At 60.6% G+C, this 21,911-nt stretch carries 23 protein-coding genes and 1 pseudogene; 13 read left to right on the top strand and 11 right to left on the bottom strand.

All coding sequences use genetic code 11. The annotated features are described in order from the left end of the window. Position 1 precedes the first annotated feature (1 nt). Together WGT02_RS17485 and WGT02_RS17480 are read left to right on the top strand one after the other, a co-directional pair. Positions 2-901 carry an intradiol ring-cleavage dioxygenase gene (locus tag WGT02_RS17485; RefSeq protein ID WP_208249805.1) on the top strand — a complete coding sequence of 300 codons (900 nt, stop codon included), beginning with the start codon at positions 2-4 and terminating at the stop codon, positions 899-901. A 170-nt stretch (positions 902-1,071) separates the two neighbouring features. After that, entirely contained in the window at positions 1,072-1,386 is a 315-nt protein-coding gene (locus WGT02_RS17480; protein ID WP_024316082.1) for a hypothetical protein, read from the top strand. Between the two features lie 174 nt (positions 1,387-1,560). Here WGT02_RS17480 and WGT02_RS17475 read toward each other — a convergent pair whose 3' ends face one another. The 4 genes from WGT02_RS17475 to WGT02_RS17460 form a co-directional block, all read right to left on the bottom strand. Beyond that, positions 1,561-1,800, bottom strand: coding sequence for a 4-oxalocrotonate tautomerase family protein (locus tag WGT02_RS17475; protein WP_024316081.1), 240 nt, complete (start codon positions 1,798-1,800; stop codon positions 1,561-1,563). 36 nt (positions 1,801-1,836) lie between these two features. Further along, positions 1,837-2,472: a DsbA family protein gene (locus WGT02_RS17470; protein ID WP_024316080.1), complete on the bottom strand. Its 636-nt coding sequence runs from the start codon at positions 2,470-2,472 to the stop codon at positions 1,837-1,839. Positions 2,473-2,575: 103 nt separating this feature from the next. Further along, complete coding sequence (locus tag WGT02_RS17465; RefSeq protein WP_024316079.1) at positions 2,576-3,289, bottom strand: SDR family NAD(P)-dependent oxidoreductase; 714 nt, start codon at positions 3,287-3,289, stop codon at positions 2,576-2,578. 140 nt (positions 3,290-3,429) lie between these two features. After that, positions 3,430-4,362, bottom strand: a complete 933-nt coding sequence (locus WGT02_RS17460) for a LysR family transcriptional regulator (RefSeq protein ID WP_024316078.1) — start codon at positions 4,360-4,362, stop codon at positions 3,430-3,432. A gap of 242 nt (positions 4,363-4,604) precedes the next feature. On the opposite strand from WGT02_RS17460, the gene WGT02_RS17455 reads away from it, so the two are divergent. The 7 genes from WGT02_RS17455 (at position 4,605) to WGT02_RS17425 (ending at position 11,054) form a co-directional block, all read left to right on the top strand. Next, the gene (locus tag WGT02_RS17455; protein ID WP_208249807.1) at positions 4,605-5,282 is read left to right on the top strand and encodes a type 1 glutamine amidotransferase domain-containing protein; all 678 of its coding nucleotides are present in this window, start codon (positions 4,605-4,607) and stop codon (positions 5,280-5,282) included. Between the two features lie 134 nt (positions 5,283-5,416). Further along, positions 5,417-7,183, top strand: a complete 1,767-nt coding sequence (locus WGT02_RS17450) for a cytochrome c biogenesis protein DipZ (protein WP_208249809.1) — start codon at positions 5,417-5,419, stop codon at positions 7,181-7,183. Positions 7,184-7,195: 12 nt separating this feature from the next. Beyond that, entirely contained in the window at positions 7,196-7,936 is a 741-nt protein-coding gene (gene msrA / locus WGT02_RS17445) for a peptide-methionine (S)-S-oxide reductase MsrA (RefSeq protein ID WP_024316075.1), read from the top strand. 229 nt (positions 7,937-8,165) lie between these two features. Further along, positions 8,166-8,381: a hypothetical protein gene (locus tag WGT02_RS17440; protein WP_024316074.1), complete on the top strand. Its 216-nt coding sequence runs from the start codon at positions 8,166-8,168 to the stop codon at positions 8,379-8,381. 11 nt (positions 8,382-8,392) lie between these two features. Further along, a complete protein-coding gene (maiA, locus tag WGT02_RS17435) occupies positions 8,393-9,028 on the top strand; it encodes a maleylacetoacetate isomerase (protein WP_024316073.1) in 636 nt (211 codons plus the stop codon). A 173-nt stretch (positions 9,029-9,201) separates the two neighbouring features. Then, a complete protein-coding gene (locus WGT02_RS17430) occupies positions 9,202-10,254 on the top strand; it encodes an alpha/beta fold hydrolase (RefSeq protein WP_024316072.1) in 1,053 nt (350 codons plus the stop codon). 383 nt (positions 10,255-10,637) lie between these two features. Next, positions 10,638-11,054 carry an organic hydroperoxide resistance protein gene (locus WGT02_RS17425; RefSeq protein ID WP_082321231.1) on the top strand — a complete coding sequence of 139 codons (417 nt, stop codon included), beginning with the start codon at positions 10,638-10,640 and terminating at the stop codon, positions 11,052-11,054. Between the two features lie 122 nt (positions 11,055-11,176). Here the strand turns inward: WGT02_RS17425 and WGT02_RS17420 are convergent, their stop codons facing one another. The 3 genes from WGT02_RS17420 to WGT02_RS17410 all read right to left on the bottom strand — a co-directional run bounded on the left by WGT02_RS17420 (position 11,177) and on the right by WGT02_RS17410 (position 14,487). Next, positions 11,177-12,511 carry a HAMP domain-containing sensor histidine kinase gene (locus WGT02_RS17420; protein ID WP_024316070.1) on the bottom strand — a complete coding sequence of 445 codons (1,335 nt, stop codon included), beginning with the start codon at positions 12,509-12,511 and terminating at the stop codon, positions 11,177-11,179. Beyond that, the gene (locus WGT02_RS17415) at positions 12,511-13,248 is read right to left on the bottom strand and encodes a response regulator (protein WP_024316069.1); all 738 of its coding nucleotides are present in this window, start codon (positions 13,246-13,248) and stop codon (positions 12,511-12,513) included. Before WGT02_RS17415 ends, WGT02_RS17420 begins: the two co-directional genes overlap by 1 nt. Before the next feature lie 189 nt (positions 13,249-13,437). Further along, complete coding sequence (locus tag WGT02_RS17410; RefSeq protein ID WP_024316068.1) at positions 13,438-14,487, bottom strand: nitronate monooxygenase family protein; 1,050 nt, start codon at positions 14,485-14,487, stop codon at positions 13,438-13,440. A gap of 317 nt (positions 14,488-14,804) precedes the next feature. On the opposite strand from WGT02_RS17410, the gene WGT02_RS17405 reads away from it, so the two are divergent. Further along, the gene (locus WGT02_RS17405) at positions 14,805-15,458 is read left to right on the top strand and encodes a glutathione S-transferase family protein (protein ID WP_024316067.1); all 654 of its coding nucleotides are present in this window, start codon (positions 14,805-14,807) and stop codon (positions 15,456-15,458) included. A 20-nt stretch (positions 15,459-15,478) separates the two neighbouring features. Here WGT02_RS17405 and WGT02_RS17400 read toward each other — a convergent pair whose 3' ends face one another. Further along, on the bottom strand, positions 15,479-15,946 hold the full coding sequence (locus tag WGT02_RS17400; protein WP_225039725.1) for a universal stress protein: 468 nt from the start codon (positions 15,944-15,946) through the stop codon (positions 15,479-15,481). A gap of 133 nt (positions 15,947-16,079) precedes the next feature. Here WGT02_RS17400 and WGT02_RS17395 point away from each other — a divergent pair, with 133 nt between their 5' ends. Next, a complete protein-coding gene (locus WGT02_RS17395; RefSeq protein ID WP_225039723.1) occupies positions 16,080-16,313 on the top strand; it encodes a hypothetical protein in 234 nt (77 codons plus the stop codon). Positions 16,314-16,614: 301 nt separating this feature from the next. Then, complete coding sequence (locus WGT02_RS17390) at positions 16,615-17,643, top strand: CorA family divalent cation transporter (protein WP_024316065.1); 1,029 nt, start codon at positions 16,615-16,617, stop codon at positions 17,641-17,643. A 108-nt stretch (positions 17,644-17,751) separates the two neighbouring features. On the opposite strand, the gene WGT02_RS17385 is transcribed toward WGT02_RS17390, so the two are convergent. Further along, entirely contained in the window at positions 17,752-18,378 is a 627-nt protein-coding gene (locus WGT02_RS17385; RefSeq protein WP_024316064.1) for a hypothetical protein, read from the bottom strand. A gap of 284 nt (positions 18,379-18,662) precedes the next feature. Between WGT02_RS17385 and WGT02_RS17380 the strand changes: the two genes are divergently transcribed. Beyond that, positions 18,663-19,157, top strand: coding sequence for an Rrf2 family transcriptional regulator (locus WGT02_RS17380; protein WP_024316063.1), 495 nt, complete (start codon positions 18,663-18,665; stop codon positions 19,155-19,157). 161 nt (positions 19,158-19,318) lie between these two features. Here the strand turns inward: WGT02_RS17380 and WGT02_RS17375 are convergent. Beyond that, positions 19,319-20,349 (bottom strand): annotated as a pseudogene (locus WGT02_RS17375) (porin). A 363-nt stretch (positions 20,350-20,712) separates the two neighbouring features. Next, entirely contained in the window at positions 20,713-21,774 is a 1,062-nt protein-coding gene (locus tag WGT02_RS17370; protein ID WP_208249811.1) for an NAD/NADP transhydrogenase subunit alpha, read from the bottom strand. Positions 21,775-21,911 lie beyond the last annotated feature (137 nt).

The raw sequence follows: 21,911 nt of genomic DNA, 5'->3' as shown, positions 1-21,911 counted from the left end.
CATGGAAGCACATGAGAAGGGCTTCTTTACGGAAGAAAGTTCGATCGCTGTGGTGACCGGCCGCAACGACAAGGCCAAGGATGAACGCCTGAAGCAGGTGATGGAAGTCATCACGCGAAAGCTCCACGAAGCGGTAAAGGAAATGGAGCCGACACAGGATGAGTGGATGAAGGCCATCTTCTTCCTGACGCACACGGGGCAGATCTGCAACGAATGGCGGCAGGAGTTTATTCTCCTCTCCGATGTCCTCGGCGTTTCGATGCTGGTCTATGCGATCAACAACCGCAAACCCTCGGGTGCTTCGGAGAGCACGGTGCTTGGTCCGTTTCACGTTGCCGACGCGCCGGAACTGCCGATGGGGGCGAACATCTGCCTCGACCAGAAGGGCGAGGATATGTTTATCGAAGGCCGGATCCTCGATACCGACGGACAGCCGATCGCCGATGCGCTGCTCGATGTCTGGCAGGCCAACGACGAGGGCTTCTACGACGTTCAGCAAAAGGGCCTTCAGCCGGACTTCAATCTGCGGGGCGTGTTCCGCACCGGTCCGGATGGGCGCTACTGGTTTCGGGCGGTGAAACCCAAATATTATCCGATCCCGGATGACGGCCCGGTCGGGCAACTGCTGAAGGAACTGGGCCGCCATCCCTATCGGCCCGCGCATCTCCATTACATCATCAAGGCCGAAGGCTTCGAACCACTGACCACCCATATCTTCGATCCCGATGATCCCTACATCAGTTCCGATGCAGTGTTCGGCGTAAAGGAGAGCCTGCTTGCCGAATTCCGCCGGACGAGCGATCGCGAACGGTCGAAACAGTATCAATTCGCCGGCGATTTCTGGGAGGTAAAACACGACTTTGTCCTTGCCCGCGCGAACGATGAACCCCGCCACGGGTGATCACTCAGCCGATCGGCGGCAGCGTTAACCGATTATCAACGCTGCCGCACGACTCCGGCGACATTTGTTCGCAAATGGCGCGCGGGTCCGCCCGGAGATGATTGCGCTACGCGCAGGCCCGTCTATTTTGGCGCAGAGCGCTCAAGCGCAGTGCAACCGGGGCAGGGATCATGAAAGCCGCCTTCCATACGACCTTGATGATCTTCGTAGCCTTGCTGCCGGCCGTGGCGGCGGGCGCATCGGACGGCTGGAATCGCGACGGCAGGGGTACGAGCACCTGGCATGTGTCGCCATCGGAAGGCACCTGCAACGTCAGCCAAGCGACGAACAGAGCCCGCCGCGCCGGCATCTACCGGACCGATGTGGTCTATCGCGACGAGAATGTTCTGACGTTGAGAGGATTGACCGGGTGGGGCGATCGCCGCGAAATCACCTTTGCCAACGTCCGAGGATGTCCTGAGGTCGGCCTTCAGCATCTGCAATAGGAAGCCACGCACAATGGTATGACCCGGGTGGGCAGTGGTCGCTATGGCTGATATTCGCGCCCAGTATAGACTAACGCGATGCGGGCTGGTGCTGTCCGAAGCGCTGTCGAAACGCAAGCGCCAGGACCCGTCGCTCGCAACGTGAGCAACGGGTCCGCGCAGACCTCGACAGCTTCAGGACTTTGCTGCCGCGGCGCGCTGTTTGCGGTACTGCACGGTCGGCAGGCCGCCCCAGCCCCAATTGTCGAGATCGACTTCCTCGATGACGACATAGGTCGATTCAAGCGGCTTGTTAAGCACGTCGAGCAGCACTTGGCTGACGCCCTTGATGATCGCGGCCTTTTCTTCGGCCGTTACCGAATTGCGGTCGGGTGTGGTTCCTTCGCGGGTAACCTGTACGGTGACGATGGGCATTTGCAGTCTCCTTTCTCGGGCTTGACTTAAATGGCGCTATGCTGCGAGCAGAGCGGCGATCTCGTGTTCCAATGTTTCGACATCGGCATATCCGTTGCCGACCCGGCGCAGTTTGCCTTGTTGGGCAAGGAACAAGCTTGGGAAACTCGTCACGCCCATCGATCGCGCCCTGATGAAGTCAGCCGAGGCGGCGTCGATGGTGCTCTTGCTCTGCCATATCGCCAGAAACTCGTCCTGGGTGACGGGATGGCCTTCGGCACTCAAGGCCTCGGCACCCACCTTGGCGAGAACCGTGCCATCGGTCGTGTCGACGGCATCGACATAGAATGCATGCTGGAAGGCGCGGAAGACCTTCAGCAAGTCGGCTTCCGGGGCCAGGATACGTGCCGCCACGACCGCCCTGCAAACGGGTTCGGTGTCATACACAAAGCCCTGGCGGGCCATCAGCCCATCCCGATTGAAGGGAAGGCCGCTTGCCTGTTCGACCCGCGCCCAATGTTCCAGGCGAAAACGCTTGCCCGCCTCGTCAAGCACATCTGTCGCACCGGCGCGCAAACCTCCGACGATGATCGCAAGCGAGATCTCGGGGTGACGCTGCTGCAGCGCAGTCATTTCTTTTCCGAAACCGTAGCACCAGGAACACATCGGGTCGGCGACCATGACCAGTTTCATTTTCCACCTCATTTCAGCTTTATCTTGACGGCGACCGCGGCCATTCGGGCTCGCGGCCGCGGGGATGAACGTTGGTTCGGCCGGACAACCAACGTCGCAGTGCCTACCAGCGGCCGGCGTTCTGACCGCCATCGACGTGGAGGATCTCGCCGGTCACAAAGCTCGCGCTCTCAAGATAGAGGACGGCGTCGACGATATCGCGAATTTCGCCCATCCGGCCGACCGGATGCAGGGTCGAAAGCGCGGCGTGGGTTTCGTGCGGATGCATCGGCGTTTTGATCACGCCCGGCGAGACCGCGTTGACGCGAACGCCGCTCTTTGCGTACTCGATGGCCAGTTCCTGGGTGACTGCGTTCAGACCACCCTTGGTCAGGGAAGCGAGAGCTGCGGGCACACCGGCGATCGGCTGATTGACCAGGCTGGTCGTGATCGTGACGATGTGACCCGAGCCCTGCTTCAGCATTTCCGCGATTGCGCGCTGCGTGATGTGGAAGAAGCCAGCGACATTGACGCTCATGTTGTGGTCGTAGTCCTGCTGGGTGAATTCGGTGAATGGCTTCGCCAGGAAGACGCCGGCGTTGTTCACGAGCGTGTCAATGCGGCCGAAACGCTGACGCGCTTCGCGCACTACCCGCTCTGCAGTCTCGGGCTTGCTGATATCGCCGGCTACGGCGAGGATGCCTGTATCGGAGCTGGTCTCGATCGATCGGGAGGTGGCCACGACGCGATAGTTCCGGTCGCGGTAAGCCTGAACCAATGCTGCACCGATGCCTTGCGATGCGCCGGTGATAATGGCGACCTTCTGTTCCGTGCTCATGATGTGATCCTTTCAAGTGCAGCGGCCGTTACAGTTGAGGCCGCCCTACGCCCTCGGCGTTGGTGCAATTGATTTAGATCCATTCGATATGTGAGAGAATTGCCGTTGTTTGAGCGACAATCAACCGAATTTCGGCATAATTAGGCGAGTACGCCTGCTGCGGTTGCCATGCGCGCGAATTCGGAACGCAGGCGGGGCGTTGCAAAGTCCACGAAGGCCCGGACCTTTGGCACCGACATCCGGCCTTGCGGTGCGAGCAGATGCACGGGCAGCGGCGGGTGCTCTGCGTCCGCGAGCACGATCTTCAACTGTCCGTCGCGCACATAAGATGCGACATGGTAGGAATAGAGCCTCGTCAGGCCGCCGCCTGCAGCGGCTGACGCGGCGGCGGCGCGAACGCTGTTGACGATACAGCGCGGCGTGAAATGAACCGTCCGCGGGATCGTAGACCCCTTCGCCGGTGTGAAGCTCCAGGAATCCAGGCCGAAGTTGCTGAACGCGATGATCTGCTGTTTCGCCAGGTCCCCGGGTTCGTCGATGCGCGGATGGTTGGCCAGATAACGAGGAGAGGCGACCACGACGCGTCGCACGTCGCCACCGAGACGAGTGGAGACATGGGAGGAATCCGACAAGTGGCCGATGCGCACGGCAAGATCGACGCCTTCGTCGACCAGGTTGACGAACCGATCCAGCATAAGAAACCGCACGGAGACCGTCGGGTGAAGGTCAAGGAAGTCGTCCAGTATGGGGCGCAGCACCTCTTCTCCAAGAATCGGCGGTGCCGAAATGGTCAGCGTTCCGCGCGGTGCGGAGCGCTCGCCCCCGGCTAGCATGTCGGCTTCTTCAAGATCGACGAGCACACGCCGGCAGGCTGCCGCATAGCGCTGACCTGCCTCGCTCAGCTTCAGCGTCCGGGTTGTCCGGTGCAGCAGTTCGACGCCGACATGCGCCTCTAGGAAGCTGAGCGCCCGGCTAACCGCCGTCGGCGATCGTTTCAAGTTGCGGGCTGCTCCGGCGAGACTGCCCTCGTCGATTGCCGTCACAAACACCTTCATGGCGTCGATGCGATCCATTGTGTCGCCCCGCGGAATAGTGATTGCCTGGCGGCGAGTATTCACCCGAAATCGGAAGGAAGTAAATATCGGGAGGTAAAAGCAAGACAGGCCGCGCCACCGCGCTATCTGTCGGGTAGCCCGGCAGCGGATCCAGAATCTTTCAGGTTGGATGACGAGGCCCTGCAGCGAGCAATGCGCGCGACTGCGAGGGTAGCCGGCCAAACCGCGTCTTGCGTTCGCTCAACAAAGGGAGACCGACGATGAAGATCCTGATGATTTTGACTTCGCATGATCAGCTCGGAAACACCGGAAAGCTGACCGGCTTCTGGCTCGAGGAGTTTGCTGCGCCCTACTACGTGTTCAAGGATGCAGGTGCCGAGATCACCTTGGCCTCGCCCAAGGGCGGGCAGCCGCCGATCGATCCGAAGAGCGACGAGCCAGCCAACCAGACCGAGGCGATGGCCCGCTTCAAGGGCGATCCAGCGGCGCAAAAGGAGCTGGCAAACACTGTAATGCTTAGCGACGTCAAGGCGGACGGCTTCGACACGGTCTTCTATCCCGGTGGCCACGGTCCGATGTGGGACCTCGTCAACGACAGGAATTCGATCGCGCTGATCGAAAGCTTCTACAATGCCGGCAAACCGGTCGCCGCTGTCTGTCATGCCCCCGGAGTTCTGAGAAAGGTGACCTATCAGGGACAGCCCCTTGTCAAGGGCAAGCGTGTCACGGGCTTTGCCAACAGCGAGGAGGAGGCCGTCCATCTCACGGAGGTCGTGCCTTTCCTCGTCGAGGATGAGCTGAAGCGATTGGGCGGGCACTATGAGAAAGCCGGCGACTGGGCCGATTTCACCATCGTTGATGGGCGCTTGATCACAGGCCAGAACCCGGCTTCGTCCACCTCGGCCGCCAAGAAACTGTTGAAGCTTTTGAACGCATGAGCCTACGGCTGGCGCTGCTTGCATTTTGATACAATTCTCAGGAAACGCGACACATCCTGGATACTTCGGGCTGATCCCCTGCAGTCACCATCAACGACCAGTGCGCAAGCATCGGTCAACTGCAGGGGATGACAATGATCCTATTCCTGATCGCTTATCTTGCAGGGGCGCTGACCATCGTCAGCCCCTGCATCCTTCCGGTCCTGCCTTTCGTGCTGTCGCGGGCAGGTCAGCCGTTTACAAGAAGCATCCTGCCGATGCTGATCGGCATGATCGTGACGTTCGCGGGCGTGGCAACGCTTGCCGCAGTCGGCGGAAGTTGGGCCGTGGATGCGAACGAAATTGGCCGATATGTCGCCATTGCGCTGATTGCTGGCTTCGGCGTGACGCTGCTTTCGCCGCGTATCGCGGCGGTGGTAACGCGGCCGGCTGTGGCACTCGGCAGCCGTCTGTCGCAGCAAGCGAGCGGCAAGAGGGCTGGCGTTGGTACCTCTTTCCTTCTCGGCGTCGCGACCGGTCTCCTGTGGGCGCCCTGCGCCGGCCCGATCCTCGGACTGGTCCTCACCGGTGCCGCCCTGCAAGGGGCAAACGTGCAGACCACCCTCCTGCTGACGGCCTACGCCGCGGGCGCTGCCACCTCATTGGCAATGGCTGCTCTTGCCGGCGAGAAGGTGTTTGCCGCGATGAAGCGATCGCTCGGCGTCGGCGAACGCCTTCGGCAGGGTCTTGGCGTTGCCGTACTGGCCGGCGTTACGGCGATTGCGCTCGGGCTCGATACCGGCCTGTTGTCGCGTCTCTCCTATGCCAGCAGCAAAAGCATCGAGCAGTCGCTGCTGGACAGGCTGCACGGCGCTGGCGGTGCCGCTGGGAAGCCGGCAGGCAATGCGATGGCACTCGCTGCGAATGATGCGCGCAAGGGATACCAGAGCGACTTGCCGGTGCTAGGCCGCTTCCAGTCGCTTGACGGTGCTGTGGAGTGGTTGAATTCGAAGCCGCTCACGGCCGAAGAATTGCGCGGCAAGGTGGTTCTCGTCGACTTCTGGACCTACTCCTGCATCAACTGCATTCGGACGATCCCCTACGTTCGGGCCTGGGCGGAAAAGTACCGGGACCAAGGCTTGGTCGTGATCGGCGTCCATTCCCCCGAATTTGCCTTCGAGAAGCGGATCGACAATGTCCGTCAGGCGATCGACAAGTTCCAGATCGGCTATCCCGTGGCGATCGACAACAACTTCAAGATCTGGCGGACATTCGCCAACAACTACTGGCCGGCTCACTATTTCATCGATGCGAAGGGCCAGATCAGGCACACCCAGTTCGGTGAAGGAGACTACGAACAGTCCGAACGCGTCATCCAGGATCTGCTGGCGGAAGCCGCAGGCAGCAAGAAGGCTGACACGGTCACCGTCGCGCCCGATGCCAAGGGCGCCGAGGCGGCGCCCGACCTTGCGCGCCTGCAGTCCGGTGAATCCTACATCGGCTACCTCCGAGCTGCCAACTTTGTCTCGCCGGAAGGGACCGGGGCAGACGCCGCGCGTGACTACACCGTCGGAAAGCCTGGCCTCAACGAATGGGGTCTGACGGGCAAGTGGACGGTAGGGGGCGAGCAGGCCTCGCTTGAGCAGGCCGGTGGAGGCATCACCTACCGGTTCAGTGCACGAGATCTCCATCTCGTCCTTGGGCCTGGAGCGGGCGGCAAGAAGGTCCGCTTTCAGGTGACGGTGGACGGCGTAGCGCCGGGGGCAGACCACGGTTCGGATATTGATGCGCAAGGCAATGGCAGTGTTTCGGAAACGCGCCTCTACCAGCTGGTGCGCCAGTCGAAAGACGTGCGGGAGCGGACGTTCGAGATCCGCTTCCTCGATCCCGGTGTCGAAGCTTTCGTCTTCACCTTTGGTTGAGAGGATAGGGCCATGAAAAATCGAGCAAAAACCCTTTTGGCCTCAATCGGCGCCATCGCACGCCTCGGCCTTGTGGCCCTGGCGGTGATCGGTGGCGGCGGCCTCGCACTGAAATTGAATGGCGGATCGCCGCCCGAAGAGACCAAGCGCATTCCTCCGGCCCTCCATGACGTGGCCGTGACATCCGGAACGCAATCGCTGGTGCTTGCCGGCGGCTGCTTCTGGGGCGTGCAAGGGGCGTTCCAGCATGTTGCCGGCGTTGTGAGCGCCACGGCAGGCTATGCCGGCGGGAGTGCCGCGACTGCGACCTACGAAATGACTGAGACCGGGCAAACCGCTCATGCCGAAGCGGTGGAGATCGTCTTCGATCCAACGCAGATCACCTACGGCCAGTTGCTGCAGATCTTCTTCTCCGTGGTTCACGATCCGACGCAGGTCGACCAACAAGGGCCTGACGTCGGGAAGCAATACCGGTCGGCGATCTTTCCGCTGAACGACGAGCAGGCGAAGGTCGCTTCCGACTACATCGCGCAACTCGGTCAAGAAGGCGCTTTCAGTCGCCCGATTCACACTTCGACCGAAGTCGGGAAAACTTTCTATCGCGCTGAGGCCTATCATCAGGACTACGTCTACAACAATCCCAGCCAGCCCTATGTGTACGTCTACGAGCAACCGAAGATCGAAGCTCTGAAGCGGCTTTTCCCGGCGCAGTATCGGGAGCGTCCAGCGCTCGTCGCAGACCAGGCAGGCTGACCTTGGCGCCATGCCGCGGTGGCGTCGCTCCGCCGCATCGAGGTGACGATAATTCAAACTTGGGTCAGTCGAACGAGCCTGATCCCCGCATACATAGCGATACAGTCCTCGGGGCATTCGAACACATTCGGGATACGCGCGGTCGTCACGCTCGGATTCTACCCGCTCCGGAAAGATCAGAATTTTCCTGGAATTGACCCAAACGGGTCAAGCAATTGAGGAGAAAGCAATGCGCATTTTAGTCACCACCATTGCCGTGCTTGCGCTGTCAGCAGTGCCATGTGCCTGGGATACCGCTCCGGGGGAGCCGCCCGCGATCGCCGCACTCTTCTCCTGGTTATCGCCTCCAACTGATGCAGGGTCGAAGCAAACCGCGCAGACCGCGAATGTTGCCTTCGTGGCGACATCGGCCGATAAGGCACTGCCCCAACGCGCGAATTATTGAGGAGATCCGCGATGAAACTCTTCGAAGACAAGATCTCGTCGGCGGCGTCCCGTGTCAGGATCGCCCTGGCGCTGAAAGGGCTCGGCGTCGAGCGGGAGACAATCGGTATCCTCGGTGCCGATGCCATCAATCGGACACCCGAATATCTGCATGTCAATCCACAGGGGCTCGTTCCGGCATTGCTGACCGATGAGGGCGTGCTTCTGACCCAGTCGCTGGCAATCATCGAATATCTCGACGAGCGCTATCGCGAGCCACCGCTGTTGCCTGAAAAGCTTGAGGATCGCGCCTTTGCGCGGGCCGTCGCCTTGGCGATCGCTGCAGATATCCATCCGCTTCTTCCGCCGCGGGTGACGGCTCGCCTTGGCACCATTCCAGGAGCCGGGCCGCAGGAAATTGCGGACTGGAGCCGTCATTGGATCCGCGTTGGATTGACTGCAGTGGAGGAATTACTCGCGCGGCGGCAGACAGGTCGATATGCGGCCGGCGATGCGCCGTCGATGGCCGACATTTGCCTCTTCCCGCAGGCCGTCAATGCCGAGCGGGCTGGGCTCGCGCTCGACCAGTGGCCTCGCATCGCAGCGGTTGTCGCCGGGCTTCGCGCGATTCCCGCCTTTGCCGAAAACGGTCCGGCTCCCCGAACTTGAGTGTCCTTGAGCTGAACATTCACCTCGGGTCGCTCAGTTGTAGGCGAAAGTATACCAATGTATCTCTCGACCCGATCCCTACATCAGCATTCAATTCCCGCCATCGGGCACACATTGGATATACACGCGTACCGGCTTCTACGAATGTCTTTAACGCAATCTGGAGAACATCGATGGCAGAGGAAATCAATCAACAGAGGCGGCGGTTCATGGGCGTCGCGGCCCTGACCGTCGCTGCTGCGCAACTGGGCGTCATCGGGACGAGTGTTGCGCAAGCGGCGACGCCAACTGCTGCCCGCGTTCCCACCATCGCGCCAGGCACCAACACCTCGTTCGGCACAATCAAGCAGATCGATGCAGGTCTGCTCAACGTCGGTTATGCCGAACTTGGTGCGAGCGACGCGCCTCCGGTCATTCTCCTGCACGGCTGGCCCTATGACATCTACACCTATGTCGACGTCGCACCACTGCTTGCCGCGGCTGGCTACCGCGTTATCGTTCCCTATCTGCGTGGCTACGGCACGACACGGTTCCTCTCCGACAAGACGTTGCGCAACGGTCAGCAGTCTGCAATTGCCTCCGATATCGTCGCGCTCATGGATGCGCTGAAAATCGAGAAGGCGCTGATCGGTGGTTGTGATTGGGGAGCTCGGACGGCCTGCATTATTGCCGCCCTCTGGCCCGAGCGCTGCAAGGCGCTGGTTTCCGTCAGCGGCTATCTCATCGGCAGCCAGGAAGCCAACAAGGCGCCATTGCCGCCGAAGGCCGAACTTGCCTGGTGGTATCAGTTCTACTTCGCCACCGAACGTGGCCGCGCAGGCTATGAGCAATACCGGAGCGAGTTTGCAAAACTCATCTGGCAGCTTGCATCACCGAAGTGGAATTTCGATGACGCGACCTTCAATCGCAGCGCGGCCGCCTTCGAAAATCCGGATCACGTCGACATCACCATCCACAACTACCGCTGGCGCATCAGCGCGGCCGAGGGTGAGCGCAAATATGACGAACTCGAAGCGCGGCTTGCCAAGTTCCCAGTCATCGGCGTGCCTGCCATCACGCTGGAAGGCGATGCCAATGGTGCGCCTCATCCGCAGCCGGAGGCCTACGCCAAGAAGTTCTCGGGCAAGTACGAACATCGGCTGATCACCGGCGGTATCGGTCACAATCTGCCACAGGAGGCGCCGCAAGCCTTTGCGCAAGCCGTGGTCGACGTCGATCGATTCTGATGGTTCATCGGCGAGGGTAGTCGCGCCGGCCAGCCGCGCTTTTCCGGCTTCGCCTTCATTCCGAACTCTGGACCTGGCGTTAGAGCGTTTAGGCGCGCACGCCGGGTTTTTTATCATGCACGCGTCATGAAGGTGCGGTCCTGCCCACGCAGCCCTTCGTACTTCATCCGGGCGCGATCTGCGTCCGGCGCCTTGGCTGAGCGGTCAGCCGCTTACGGGCGGTTCGTATCGTATTGTATCCGCACCGCGTTTGCACGGAAGTTGGCTACATTTCAGCACCGCGACGAAACATTCCAGACACGTAAGGAGCGCCATCTGCGGTTCGACAGCGAGCCAGGCAATCAGGCTTCGGCGGCATCCATTCTGTCGAAAGGAAGAACATCATAAGCGAGAACCAGAAAGTAATCTACACCGGCAAGACGCACACGACCGGCGGTCGCGACGGCGCATCGCGCAGCTCCGACGGTCGCCTCGATATCAAACTGTCGTCGCCTGGCAGCGCGGGGCAGGGAACGAACCCTGAGCAGCTTTTTGCCGCTGGCTGGTCGGCCTGCTTCATCGGCGCGATGGGCTTTGCCGCCAGCAGCCTGAAGGTCGCACTTCCTGCCGACCTCGCCGTCAACACCGAAGTGGACCTCTGCAGCAGCACGGGCGGCTACTCCCTTCAGGCACGCCTCAACGTCAGCCTGCCGGACATCGACCACGAAACTGCTCGGGCTATTGTCGATGCAGCGCATCAAATATGCCCATATTCCAAGGCTACGCGCGGCAATATCAACGTCACCATAAACCTCGTCTGACGAGATAAGAAAGACGGTTCCCCCGCCAGGTGGGTGTGATGGCGAGGAGCGGCAGCGGTCAAAGGCTGCCGCTCTTTTGCCGATAGTCAGGCGAATGTTTCCAGTGGCAACCGCAAGGCGGCTCAAGCTGCTGTTCGATTGATGGCGATTTCGGCCACAAGCCCGCCGCCGTCCCGATTGCGCAGCGTCAGCGATGCACCGATCGCCGTAGCAAGCTGTACGGCAATGGCGAGGCCGAGCCCGGTTCCGCCGGTGTCGCGATTGCGCGATTGCTCCAGGCGAAAGAAGGGCTTGAGGACAGCTTCCAGCTGGTCATCGGGAATGCCGGGACCGCGATCAAGCACTGTGACGACTATGCTCTCGTCGGCGCGGCGTTGCACTTCGATCTCGGCGCTGCCGCCGAACTTCAGCGCGTTGTCGATGAGATTGGTGAGAACGCGCCTCAAGGCGTGCGGCCGTGTCATGATCGCACCGCCGCTCATCGCAATTATCGCAACGTCCTTGCCGGTATCCTGGTAATCATAAACAAGGCTTTCGATGAACGAGGAGAGATCGATGCGCGAGGCTTTCTCGACATTGCCATGGGCGCTGCGAGCATAGGCGACACCTTCCTTGACAAGACGTTCGATCTCGCCGAGATCCTGCATCAGCTTATCCCTATCGCCGAAATCCTCCGCCATCTCCGCCCTGAGCTTCATGCGGGTGATCGGCGTTTGCAGATCGTGCGATATGGCTGCGAGTATTTGTACGCGCTCCTCAAGATATTGCGCGATGCGTTCGCGCATTGCGTTGAAGGCGGTTGCGGCATAAGCGACCTCGCTCGGTCCCGTCTCGCTCAGGCGAGGGGTCTTCACGTTCGGGTCGAGCGTGTCGGCGGCTCGCGCGAGATTGACGAGCGGGCGAATTGCCTGACGCACGGCAAACCAACTGCACAGCACCAGCAACGCCAGTTGGACGGCGAGCACATAAGGCAGCCAATCGGCCAGCGGCATGACGCCATGCGGGTTGATGTCTATCGTCAATGGCGCACCATCGCTCAGTGACAGATGTGCCTGGAGTCGGAGGTTGGCGCCGGGAATGGTCTCCACCTCGATCGGATACTTTGCACCGATCGCCGCGCGAACCTTGGAAGCGATTTCGGCGCTGCGCGCCTCGAGTGTCGGATTGCCGGGCAAGCCGGGTCCCAGCACGAAACGATAACTCCCCCGATCAAGACGATCGAGCCAATCGGCGCGTTCGTCGACCGGTAGGCGATCGAGAATGGCGATCGAGGTTGCGACGTCGTTTTCGAGGGTGTTGAACATGACCGACTTGGCGGCCGTGTAGCGCTCGAAAAATAGCACCGTGAACGACATGCCATGCGCGATCGCCAGACCAGCAAGCAGAATAAGAAACAGCCGCGCCCCGAGGGTGCGCGGCCACAGGCGAAATCCATTCAGGAAGGCGTGCGTCGCCATCAGCGTGCCTCGGTGATCTCGATCGGCATGGAGAAGACGTAGCCCTCGCTGCGGACGGTCTTGATGTAAGTCGGCTCTCGGGCGTCGTCGCCAAGGCGCTGGCGCACGCGGCTGACGAGAAGGTCGATCGAACGGTCGAAAAGCTCGGCGTCGCGGCCCTGTGTCAGGTTGAGAAGCTGGTCGCGGTTCAGCACGCGCTGGGGGTGATCGATAAAGACGCGCAGCAGCCGATATTCGGCACCGCTGAGCGCGATCACTGTCCCGTCGGAATCGACGAGATGGCGCGCCGTCGTATCGAGCTTCCATTTGCCGAAGCTCAGCAATTGGCCGGCTTCCGACACCTGCAGATTCGGTGGCAGCATGCGCGTGCGCCGAAGGACGGCCTTGATGCGCGCCAGCAATTCACGCGCCGAAAACGGTTTGGCGAGGTAATCATCCGCACCCATCTCGAGACCGATGATGCGATCCATCTCATCCGTACGCGCCGTCAGCATGACGATGGGAACGGCCTTGTGCCGTCCGGCACGCAACTCGCGGCTGAGAACCAGGCCATCGTCGCCTGGCATCATCACGTCGAGGATGATCAGATCGACGGAGTTCGCTTCGAGGAAGGAGCGCATATGCCGGCCGTCGGCAACTGCGGTCACGCGAAGGCCATTCTTCTTCAGGTAGCTCGACACGAGCTCCCGGATTTCGCGATCGTCATCGACGATAAGGACGTGGTCGATGTGCTCCATCGCGCGATCTCCATTATTCTGCTGCTAATGACGCCCTTGATGTATCCGCCGTATGTTGACGGCCGCTGGGCTTGCATGTTGCTGTATCCCGCGGCTCTTTGAATACAGTGTGATACAATGTCAGCGCTTTCAATTCTTCCGATAAGTCATGGAAATCGCTCGAGCCGCTCGGTCGTCGCCTGGCCGGAGCTATCCGGCAAACAGGCTCCGGATCAGTTCGGAGGTCGACCCCTGCCAAAGCTCACCTTCTCCCGTTCCTGCCCACAACGACAGAAAGTCCGGCGAGCCTTTTGCCGCGGACGCGCCTCGCAAGTCACGAGTAAACTTGTTCTGCGCGGGAAACGGCATGACGGCATCCATCTTTGGCGTCATCTCTTCCATGAAGCGGTTCTCGATACCTCGGGCAAACCGGCCTGAAAAGACGCGTGTCGTTCGGGTCTTTCGCTTCGGAGCATCGAGTTCGGACCGGTAAGGAGCCGACGTGCCGGCCTCACTGGTGGCCAGGAAGGCCGTGCCCAGCTGCACCGCTTGCGCGCCCGCGGCGAGGGTGGCGCGAATGTCCGACGCGGTCATGATGCCGCCCGCCGCGATCAACGGCACGCGCACTTTCCCCCTGCATTGAGCGAGAAGGTCGCGAAGGAAGATCTCCGGATCGGCGCCGTCGGGTTCGAAGATACCGCGATGGCCGCCGGCCTCGAAGCCTTGGAGCGTGATCGCATCAACGCCACTGTCTTCGAGTGCCTGTGCTTCCTCCGGTGCGGTCGCCGTCCCGATGAGCAGAATGCCGGCTTCTCGTGCCGCTTTCGTATGATCTGCCGACAACAGGCCGAAGACAAAACTGAACACGGCCGGCCTAATCCTCAGAATCGTCTCGAATTGGGAGTCGAAGTCCTCTTCGAAAGGTGCTTTGAATTGCGGGGTCGGCAGATCAAGCTCGGCGCGATATCCGGCCGTGGCTGCTATCGCCCGCTCCACCGCGGCCGGATCAACGGGTGGGGCGGCATGAGGAATGAAAAGGTTGATCGCGAAGGGCTTGTCCGTGCGCTGGCGTACCTTGTCAGCGAATTCAACGATGGCTGCGGGATTGGAATAGGCGGCCCCGGCCGAACCCAGCGCGCCAGCAGCCGAAGCCGCGATCACCAGTTCGGGCGTTGAGGGGCCACCGGCCATCGGCGCGACGACAAGGGGATACTTCAATCCAAGCTTGCGAAGAGGTTCGTCGTCGATCTCTGTTGGCACGTCCAATCTCCTTTTCCTGCAGGGGCATGGTTTCCTTCATTTCGCGGAACAGGCTGTCTTGCCCCGGACGCTCGATGAGCCCTATCTTGCACGTAGCAGGTGTCGCGACTATTGCGCCCAATCGCTTGCTTCGACAAGCTGGTCGCAGCAGGTCTGTGCACGGAGATGTGGCGGTCGTGCCAGAGCCGACGCTCGACAGCAGCAGGAACGCGTCCTTTGAGCTGATTGAAGTGACCGCGAGGATTATCTCGAGCACAAACTGTCGGGTTCCCGTTTAGCCAGCCGTCTTCAAGACAGACAAGCTATGGAGGACAGCGATGACGATTACAATTACCGCCTTTGAACGGTCGCCTGATGGCGGCAAGGGTCTGGCGCGTGACATGCGCGTTCGCTGGGCGCTCGAAGAAGTTGGCCAGCCTTACGACGTTCGCCTTCTTTCGTTTAAAGCGATGAAGGAGCCCGCGCATCTCGCGCTTCAGCCTTTCGGGCAAATTCCGACCTATGAAGAAGGCGATCTGGTCTTGTTCGAGTCGGGGGCAATCGTGTTCCATATCGCGCAGCGCCATGCCGGCCTGCTGCCAGACGATGCGAATGCCAGGGCGCGCGCGATCACATGGATGTTTGCCGCGATCAGCACGATGGAGCCGCCGATCGTCGATCGCGAAATCGCCCGATACCTAGAGGGCGACAAGACTTGGTACGACGAGCGCCGGTCTCTCGTCGAGGAACGCATCCGAAAGCGGCTGGGCGAACTTTCCGATCGACTTGGCGATGCCGACTGGCTCGACGGCGAGTTCAGCGCCGGTGACCTTCAGATGGTGTCGGTGCTGCTCAGGGTGAAAGGATCGGGCCTACTGGCCGAATACCCGAACCTGTCCGCCTATGTCGCTCGCGGTCAAGCGCGGCCCGCATACAAGCGTGCATTCGACGCACAGTTCGCGGTTTTCACCGCCGCATCTTCCGGCTCGTAAAGGTGCGCTTGGCGGCTCTGTCAATGGCTCATTAGCAGGGGAACAGTGGCATGGGACAGCAGGCGATAGGTGACGCGGCCGAGAAGCAGTTCGAGCAGATAACCGTGCTTGAACGCGCCGATCAGAATGCAGGTGGCGTTCACCGACGTACCAAAGTCGAGGATGGTGTTGCCGACCGAGCGGCCCGTTGACGAGGTCACGACGACCTCGGCATCGAGTCCCAGCTGCCGGCAGATTTCCGTCGCGGTGGTCTCGTAGTGCCTGTTCGGCTTGTCATCGACGCAGAGCACGGTAACGCGGTTGGCGGCTTCCAGCCAGCGCTGTGCGGCGACCATCGTGCGCCGCGCGTGGTCATGCGGCTTCCAGCCGATCAGGACGTGGTCCAGCAGACGTCCGCGATAGCCATTGGCCGGCGGGACGAGCACGAGCTTGCCTTCGTGAAAGAGGACGTCGAGCGTCGAGATTGCCTCGATAGGGCGTGACGACAAGCGACGCGTTCCGGCAAACGTTGCCGACGCAACGGCGCAGGTCACCCTGGCAATCGCCGAGCACCAGGCTTTGCCGGTGAGGCGCGCTCAGTCTCCACTCGTCGAATAGCCGCTTAACGCGTTCGAACCGTTCGTGCGTCGAACCTTCCTCGAGGTCTCGGAGCATCTGCAATTCGATTTCCTCGGCCGATACGAGCATGGCCAGCGGATCGGCCCCGATATGTACGGCGGCGATGCTGTCGTGCACAGCATCTGCCGCGTCGTCAGCCAGATCGAGACAGGACTGTGCCGAGGCCGGATCGGGCAAAAGGACGACAATATCGGCATGCTCGGTGAGATCGCGAACGTTACGCGGAGCTTCGCCTGAGCCAGGCGCGCCGAAGCCTTGTGACCAGTTGCGGTGATCGGTGGTTGTCGTGATCAAGCTGGACCTCCTTCCTGGATCGGCCTCGCACAATTACACTGCAATAATACGCCAATCTGATCGGTGTTGAAATCGTCTTGGCAGACGAAGGCGACCTATTTTGAGCGCCAAGCCCGCGGCTGCCGGATACCAATGCTGATTCTGGCGGACTTGCGCCTTGATCGTGACCTGCTAGAATCTGCCGTGCCAAGCTTTTGTGTTGGCTGCATTTTCAGGTTTCCTCTGGCTGTTTGCGGGGCGCGCGATGGAGTCGCCAGTTACCTCTAAAGTGAGCTACGGCGCGGAGCCCGGATTGCGCTTCGCCCTGCTCTTGGACGGGTGTGGTGGCTGTACACAGCTGGACATTGCTCGGGCGCGACGATGGAAGCCGGAAGATGGGATCATCTGGCTGCATTTCGAGCGCGACCATGTGGCGGCTGCCGATTGGATCAACAGGGAAAGCGGCCTCGATAGCTTCGTGACGGAAGCCCTTCTCGAAGAGGAAACACGGCCGCGCGTCGAGCCTGTCGCCGACGGTCTGCTAATCATCCTTCGGGGCGTGTGTGCGACGGCGCCGGACGAAGAGCCGGACAAGCAGACCGACATCGATCTCGTGCCGCTCCATATGTGGATCGACGTCAACAAGGTCATTTCCCTGCGTGACAGCGGCCACTACATCACCGCATTGCGCGACATTCGCCGGGCGCTCGAGAAAGGCAAGGGCCCGCATCGCACCGGAGACCTGCTGGCGCTGATCGGCGACAAGCTTGTGCGCGACCTGGAGCCTGTACTTGACGCCATGGACGAGGAGGTGGACGAGCTTGACGAGATGATCTTTCACGGCGAAGCAAGCGAGGTGCGCCAGCGCCTCAAGCTGTTGCGCCGGCGTTCTGTACAGCTTCGCCGCTATCTGGCGCCGCAGCGCGATGCATTGAACCGCATCGAACATGATGACGCGCCATGGCTCCTGGAACGCGACAAGCTGCGCATGCGCGAGGTCATCGACAAGCTGATGCGCTTCATCGAGTACCTCGATGCCATCCGCGACCGCACCGGTATCCTGCACGATGACCTCTCGACGGTGATCAGCGAACGCATCGCACGCAATTCCAATCGGTTGGCGGCGCTGGCGGCCCTGCTGCTGCCGCCGAGCGTGGTGGCCGGCCTGTTCGGAATGAATGTCGGAGGCATTCCGGGGGTCAACGACACCTGGGCATTCGTCATCATCGTGATGTTCGTGACGATCACATCCGTTGCGACACTTTGGTTGCTTCGGCGGATCGGCTGGCTTTAGACAGCGACCGTGTTCTGTACGCAGGGCATCCGTGCCTGCGCCTCGGCTCGTGATGGCATGCGGTGGCGATGCGGGCGGTGAATGCACCGTCCGGCAATGCCTTGCCGATCAATTCGCTGCGAAGCAGTAGAACAGACCGTCGCCTCCGGTCGTCTTGAAGGCTTCCACGGTGCAGCCGCCACGGGTCGGATGCGCGGCGTTCCACGACTTGGCTTCCGCAGAGTCATTTAGTCCCGTCCGGTCGCTGTGGCCGACGATCGCGACACCTTCTGCACCGCCCATCGTCCAGTTGCCGCATGTTTGAGGCGCCGTGGTGCCATCCGCTTGCGAGCCGGTCAGGATGTCGTGGCGGTTCGGTGTGTCGCCGCGGCCGTTGATGACTTCGCCCTTCTCGTTGAGCGCGGTCTGCTTGGTCAGGTTGTTCTTGTCGCTGTGTAGAGAGGCCACGTCGTCGGCGATTTTTTCACCCTTGGCATTATGCCATGGCCCGGAGCCGATGCGATCCTTTGCGTTCTCGGCGTCAGTGGAAAGATAGGCCTTCCAGGTCTTGCCAGTGGAGCCCGCGGCTGTGGCAAGTGTGTTGCAATAGGCGTCGGCACCGGCAAGGCCGCCGAGGTCGCCGCCCTTGCCGGGATTTGCACTGGTCACGAAGAAACTCATCGCGCTGTCCTGAGCATGGATCCCAACCGCTGAAAAGGCGAAAGCGGCTGCGATATAGGCAAACCTGCGTCTCATGGCGTCTCTCCCTGGTTGAAATTTCTAGCGCGCGGAGCGTATTGCAGGTAAGCCTTGGCGTAAAATCGAAATCGCGTGATGGAGCCTTGAAACTTGGTGTGGTCTCATGCCGAGAGGCCACGGCCTTCATGTTTATTTCGCGGCGCACTCCGTGTCGCTGCCGTACCCGCCCTATCCGAGGTTTCAGTCAAGTCGCCGTGATTTCAACTATGCGTTCTTGACAATGGATTCGCGTGGCAAATATCTGTCACGAACTGGCTTCAGACGGAAGGCCTCAGCACAGCATGATCGACACGCGCTTTTCGACCGCTCTACAGATTGTCATCAGTGTCGCCGTCAACGAAGAGGCAAATCTCCGCACCACGAGCCAATCCCTAGCACAAGGGCTGGATACCAGCGCCAGCTTTGTCCGCAAGCTGCTGCTGCCGCTCAATGAGAACGGTATTCTCGCTACTGCCCAGGGCGGCAAGGGCGGCATCCGTTTGGCGCGTCCGCGGGACCAGATATTGCTCAGCCAGATCTATGCTGCTGTCACCGGTGACAAGAAGATCTGGGCGACCAGGCATGACATTCCGCATGAGGGACTTGTGGGCGAGAATATCGGAGACCTCTCGGAGTTTCTTTGCGATCGCGCCGAGCAGGCCGTCGTCGACATGCTTGGTTCGGTGACCATTCACGACAGTGTAGCCGAGCTACGTCGCCTCGAGGCGCAGAAATCTGCCGGCCATCGGCAGCCGTCAGATGGAAGTCTCGTGCGCGATCGCCACGCCGCGGAATAATTTCGTCCTCAAGACGAAAAAGGGGTGGCCGGGCAGGGAACCCGGGCCACCTCTCCTAACTGATCGGAGGTCAATCTGATCAGAAACGTTAAAGAGGCGCCGCATCGCCTTCTCCGTGACCTTAGTCGCGAAGCAAGGTGAAAACGCGGCGCCGTTTTCGATTAGAATGCGCGCTGGAGGCGGAAGAGCCCGACGTTACGTCGTTGCCGATGTCCGGATCGAGGTAGTTGACGGTCGCCTTGGCGTAGAGGTTGTCGACGATCTGATAGTCAACCGTCAGTCCAACCTTCCAGGCGTCGTTGTTGTCGTTGAAGTCGCCAGCGACGATGCCGTAGTTGCCGTAGTACTGGGCGGCCGGGGTGATCTTCAGCTTGTCGGTCGCCTTGATGGCGTACTCACCGGCGATAGCCCACTCAGCGGCCTGATAGTAGGAGTTCGGGCCGCTGGAGTAGACCGCTGCGAGGCCGAGGGTGCCCGGACCGATAGCGACAGTACCCATGGCGCGGACGGCGCCTTCTTCGTTGTCGGTGTCGTAGCCGGCTGTGACCTGGTAGCCGAATACGCCAGCCTTGCCGCCGATGCCGATCGCTACGCCGACGTTGTTCGGCTGTTCGCCGGCGCTGTAGTAGCCGTCTTCCAGCTCATCAACGCTGATACCAGCGTAGAAGTTGTCGGCTTCGTACTGATAGCGGATCGAGTTGTGCAGCGTCACCTTGCTGCCGATGTCGTCCGTTTCGCCCGACAGGCCATCGTCCCACCAGCTGTAGAACAGACCGGCGCGGATGCCGGCGATGTCGATGTAAGCCGAGTCGAGCTTTGCGATCTGACCGGACGCATTGTCGGCATTCGTCTGGAGAACGATGACGCCCGTCAGCGGACCGTATTCGGTGTCGCTCTTGGCAGTGAACTGGAGTTGGCCGCGGGTAACGGCATCCCAGTCAGAGGTGCCGGACGTGGAAGCGCCGCCCGTGACGGCGTTCGGGGAAGCGTTGACCTGGAAACGGATGTAACCGCTGATCTTCAGGCAGGTCTCCGTGCCCGGGATGTAAAAGTAGCCGCTGCCGTAAGCGTCGCAGACGCGGACATATTCAACCGGTTCCGGCTCAGCAGCAACGATGGCGTCAGCGGCCTGCGCGCTCGAGATGGCAGCCAAGGCCGCCGCCGAGCTCATGAGAATCATCTTAATGTTCATAATCAGTCCAATCTTCTGTCGATTGGGCACAGGTCGTCACTGCCGAAAGCCGGCTCTACCTACCCCAAATTGTTTCGTACAAGCCCTTGCGGGAAACGCGGTACGTCCGCGGCGCCAAATTACATTTCCGATTAAATGTATCAATAATAGATACAGTCAAAATTGAGTTTTGCTGCAAAGCGGAATTCGGGTGTTGCACAAAGGCAACTCTCGATTTTTGCGCAAGGAAACGTTTACCAACGCTGGCCATAACCAGTTGTTACTCAACGCGTTTTCGAAACGGATGTTACCAAGACAATAATGTTGCACCGCAGCATCTATGGCGCCGCAGCCGTCCGTCCTCTCTTCAAGCGTGCGCCGCGATCATGGTGAAACGCGCCTCAATGCAGTCTCTTCATTCATAAGCGCGGCCGTCATGGAATCGCGGGGATCGAGCCTCAGAGCACAATCTGCGTCGATCAAATGTTCCAGCAGATTTCTCAGCCCGTCACTGAACTGCCGGCTCGCCTCGGCGGCTTCGTGGCTCGCAAGTGTGGCGGAGCCGATGATTCGAACGCCGAAGACGTTGATTGTTTCGTCGACACGCATCAGCGCGCAATTGCCTCCACTTTCGGCGGCAAGATCGACAATCACCGTTCCGGGGCTCAACCGCGAAAGCATGGTCTCGTCAAGCAGCATCGGGGCGGTTTGACCGGGTATCACGACGTTGGTCGTGATCAACTGCATCTTGGACAGAGGATCGGAAAGCTCTTGGCGCAGCCGTGCCAAGTCTGAGGACATGGCGAGGAATTTGGCACCGAGTCGTTCGATCTTTGCTTGTGTATCCCTCCCCAGGCCAAAGCCATGGGTCAGCGCGCCGAGACGGCGCGCGGTCGCCAGTGCCTGCAGGCTTGCTGCGTCGCTGCCCAAGGCGGCCATTTTGACCGGCCGGACAAAGCTTCCGTCCACCATCAGCATCGGATGCGAAATGCCGAACTGCCTGGCCGCTTCCAGTATGGCGGCGTGGCCGGTAATGGCTGCCTGTCTCGATGAAATGTCCGCACCCTTGACGCCCTGCACCCCGGAAAGCCTGGCGATGTCGAGATGGAGCGGCCGTTGTCCAGCTGGTAGACCGGCCACTGGTGCTGCGTTCGAACCAAGGAAAATCAGAACCGCTGTCCCTGGAAAAATCCGCGTGGCTGCCGGCCGCCGCACACTGACGAATACATCCAAAGAGGATGCCATCCCGGCGAACTCGGCGGGCTCGGCGCCTGCAGCGATATAGGCGTTGTCTGCGTGCCCCGCGCCGATGCCGCAGCTGCGCTCGAAATGAATCGACATACGCGCGGAAAGCCGCCGCACGTCGTCCGGCGTCAACGCGACGCGACGCTCACCGGGATGTGTTTCCCGAAGCAGCCCGGCACGGACGCGGATAACGTTGGACATTCATTGCTCTGGAAGAGAGGTAAATCGAACTGTGGCGCGCGAGCGATATAGGCTGACTCTTCCATAGTTTTATGACAGTTTCGTAATTTTATTTTGGGCAGTTTCGCGGGTCTTCCCTTTTCGCAACTGCTGATAAG

The sequence above is a fragment of the Rhizobium sp. T1470 genome (genome assembly GCF_042140505.1).
In the GTDB taxonomy this organism is placed as follows: domain Bacteria; phylum Pseudomonadota; class Alphaproteobacteria; order Rhizobiales; family Rhizobiaceae; genus Rhizobium; species Rhizobium favelukesii.
The sequence above is the reverse complement of the archived record's forward strand: the minus strand, read 5'-3'. Positions and strand labels throughout refer to the sequence as shown.

What these genes read in the sequence shown, in the direction of transcription:
- WGT02_RS17450 (WP_208249809.1), top strand. Translation starts at nt 5,417, where the DNA reads ATGATCCTATTCCTGATCGCTTATCTTGCAGGGGCGCTGACCATCGTC.
- msrA (WP_024316075.1), top strand. Translation starts at nt 7,196, where the DNA reads ATGAAAAATCGAGCAAAAACCCTTTTGGCCTCAATCGGCGCCATCGCA.
- WGT02_RS17485 (WP_208249805.1), top strand. Translation starts at nt 2, where the DNA reads ATGGAAGCACATGAGAAGGGCTTCTTTACGGAAGAAAGTTCGATCGCT.
- WGT02_RS17385 (WP_024316064.1), bottom strand. Translation starts at nt 18,378, where the DNA reads ATGAGACGCAGGTTTGCCTATATCGCAGCCGCTTTCGCCTTTTCAGCG.
- WGT02_RS17440 (WP_024316074.1), top strand. Translation starts at nt 8,166, where the DNA reads ATGCGCATTTTAGTCACCACCATTGCCGTGCTTGCGCTGTCAGCAGTG.
- WGT02_RS17390 (WP_024316065.1), top strand. Translation starts at nt 16,615, where the DNA reads ATGGAGTCGCCAGTTACCTCTAAAGTGAGCTACGGCGCGGAGCCCGGA.
- WGT02_RS17475 (WP_024316081.1), bottom strand. Translation starts at nt 1,800, where the DNA reads ATGCCCATCGTCACCGTACAGGTTACCCGCGAAGGAACCACACCCGAC.
- WGT02_RS17430 (WP_024316072.1), top strand. Translation starts at nt 9,202, where the DNA reads ATGGCAGAGGAAATCAATCAACAGAGGCGGCGGTTCATGGGCGTCGCG.
- WGT02_RS17420 (WP_024316070.1), bottom strand. Translation starts at nt 12,511, where the DNA reads ATGGCGACGCACGCCTTCCTGAATGGATTTCGCCTGTGGCCGCGCACC.
- WGT02_RS17405 (WP_024316067.1), top strand. Translation starts at nt 14,805, where the DNA reads ATGACGATTACAATTACCGCCTTTGAACGGTCGCCTGATGGCGGCAAG.
- WGT02_RS17460 (WP_024316078.1), bottom strand. Translation starts at nt 4,362, where the DNA reads ATGGATCGCATCGACGCCATGAAGGTGTTTGTGACGGCAATCGACGAG.
- WGT02_RS17470 (WP_024316080.1), bottom strand. Translation starts at nt 2,472, where the DNA reads ATGAAACTGGTCATGGTCGCCGACCCGATGTGTTCCTGGTGCTACGGT.
- WGT02_RS17480 (WP_024316082.1), top strand. Translation starts at nt 1,072, where the DNA reads ATGAAAGCCGCCTTCCATACGACCTTGATGATCTTCGTAGCCTTGCTG.
- WGT02_RS17465 (WP_024316079.1), bottom strand. Translation starts at nt 3,289, where the DNA reads ATGAGCACGGAACAGAAGGTCGCCATTATCACCGGCGCATCGCAAGGC.
- WGT02_RS17415 (WP_024316069.1), bottom strand. Translation starts at nt 13,248, where the DNA reads ATGGAGCACATCGACCACGTCCTTATCGTCGATGACGATCGCGAAATC.
- WGT02_RS17370 (WP_208249811.1), bottom strand. Translation starts at nt 21,774, where the DNA reads ATGTCCAACGTTATCCGCGTCCGTGCCGGGCTGCTTCGGGAAACACAT.
- maiA (WP_024316073.1), top strand. Translation starts at nt 8,393, where the DNA reads ATGAAACTCTTCGAAGACAAGATCTCGTCGGCGGCGTCCCGTGTCAGG.
- WGT02_RS17455 (WP_208249807.1), top strand. Translation starts at nt 4,605, where the DNA reads ATGAAGATCCTGATGATTTTGACTTCGCATGATCAGCTCGGAAACACC.
- WGT02_RS17380 (WP_024316063.1), top strand. Translation starts at nt 18,663, where the DNA reads ATGATCGACACGCGCTTTTCGACCGCTCTACAGATTGTCATCAGTGTC.